Genomic DNA, 1,476 nt, shown 5'->3' with positions numbered 1-1,476 from the left:
GTAAGCGTTCAGGGGGCTGGGCGACCGCGAGCGTGAGCTGGATTCAGGTTCCGGGCAGCAGCGATGGTGCGGGAGCGCCGTGGAGATGGGCTTCAAGGGACGCAGTGAGAGCGTCAAGCACGTTGCGCTCCTGCTTCCTGAGGCTCATCACGGCCGTGAGGATGCGCTCGACGAAGCGGCTGCCGTCCTCGCTCTGGGTGCCAAAGCTCGTCTTGCGCCAGATGACCGCATGGCGCAGGTCCCTCTCGGCGAGGTTGTTGGTGGGCTCGACGCCCTCGGTATAGACGAACGTCCAGAGCGCCTCCTTGAGCTTGAGGATTTCCCTGGCGGTGCCGGCCACCGGCTTCGGGCACACCTGCGCGGCCTCCGCCAGGAGTCGCTCCACCTCGCGCATGAGAGGGCGCATCTTGCGCTGGAAGGTGGCGCGCTTCAGGAGCCCATCGCGGGCCAGATGCCACCATTCGAAGAGGACGAAGACTTCCGCCAGCAGTCGCGCTCCCAGCCGCTTCGCCTCCCCTCCACGTTCGACGAAGCCTTCGAATTCGCGCACCAGGTGCGCCCAGCAGACCTGCCGTTTGAGGGCGTGCACCCAATTGTAGGCACACCACCTGTCGGAGATGAGCGTGCCCCGAAAGCCCTGGCCCAACATCGTCTGGGCGACGGCCTTGCCGCGACTCTTGACGATGAGAAAGACAGCCACCGTCGTGGTGCTGGCGACCCACAGCCAGGCGCGTGCATGCTTCTGCCACCAGCCGGTTTCATCCTGATGCACGGCGGGCTGCGTCTGGACGTAGGCGCGCGCCTCACTCACGGAAGCCGCGAGAGCCTGGCTCACCCACTGCTCGAGGTTGCTGACGCTGCCGAGTGCCAGCTCCACGCCCAGCACGTCCTCCAGCAACTCCTGCACCAACCGCTTGGACAAGCGCAGGCGCCCGGTGCAAAGCGCGATGAGGCCCGTCAGGCGCGGCCCGAAGTTGCCCTCGGGTACGCCCGCCGGCAGCGGTGCGCAGCGCCAGGCATTACAGTCGGCGCACCAGCCCGCGTGCAACTCGTACTGCCTCACCTCGGGCACGATGCGCGGCAACTCCACCACCTGGTGGATTCGTGCGGGAGGCGTGCTCTCCAGTCGCAACAGGGGGCCAGTGCAGCCCGTGCAACGCTCCGGTGCGGGCACTGCAACCACCTGCGTCACCTTGTCCGGCGGCATCAGCTCGCGCTTGCGGCCCTTGTGTCCGGGCTGGCCTCCGGGCTTACGCCCCGTCGGCTCCGACTTCCTGGGCGGCGTACCGGGTGGGTCCGAGGACGGAGGCTTCGAGGAATTGCGCGAGGTACTCCGCAGCCGCGCCTCCAGCTCCGCGATGCGAGCCTCCTGCTGCGCAATGCGAGCCTCCTGCTGCTCGATTCGCGCGAGCGCCGCGCTCAGCAGTCGCTCCAACTCCGCGATACGCGCATCTCTTGGGTCGGGAGTGGCCACGT

The 1,476-nt window shown here is 67.8% G+C and carries 1 protein-coding gene; it reads right to left on the bottom strand.

What is annotated here, in order from left to right; all coding sequences use genetic code 11:
• Positions 1–43: 43 nt before the first annotated feature.
• The gene (locus tag D7Y11_RS42590) at positions 44–1,474 is read right to left on the bottom strand and encodes an IS66 family transposase (RefSeq protein ID WP_233607593.1); all 1,431 of its coding nucleotides are present in this window, start codon (positions 1,472–1,474) and stop codon (positions 44–46) included.
• Positions 1,475–1,476: the final 2 nt, after the last annotated feature.

It is taken from the genome of Corallococcus sp. AB018, from assembly GCF_003986945.1.
In the GTDB taxonomy this organism is placed as follows: domain Bacteria; phylum Myxococcota; class Myxococcia; order Myxococcales; family Myxococcaceae; genus Corallococcus; species Corallococcus exiguus.
Note: the sequence above shows the minus strand (reverse complement) of the source record. Positions and strands in the feature narration are given on the sequence as shown.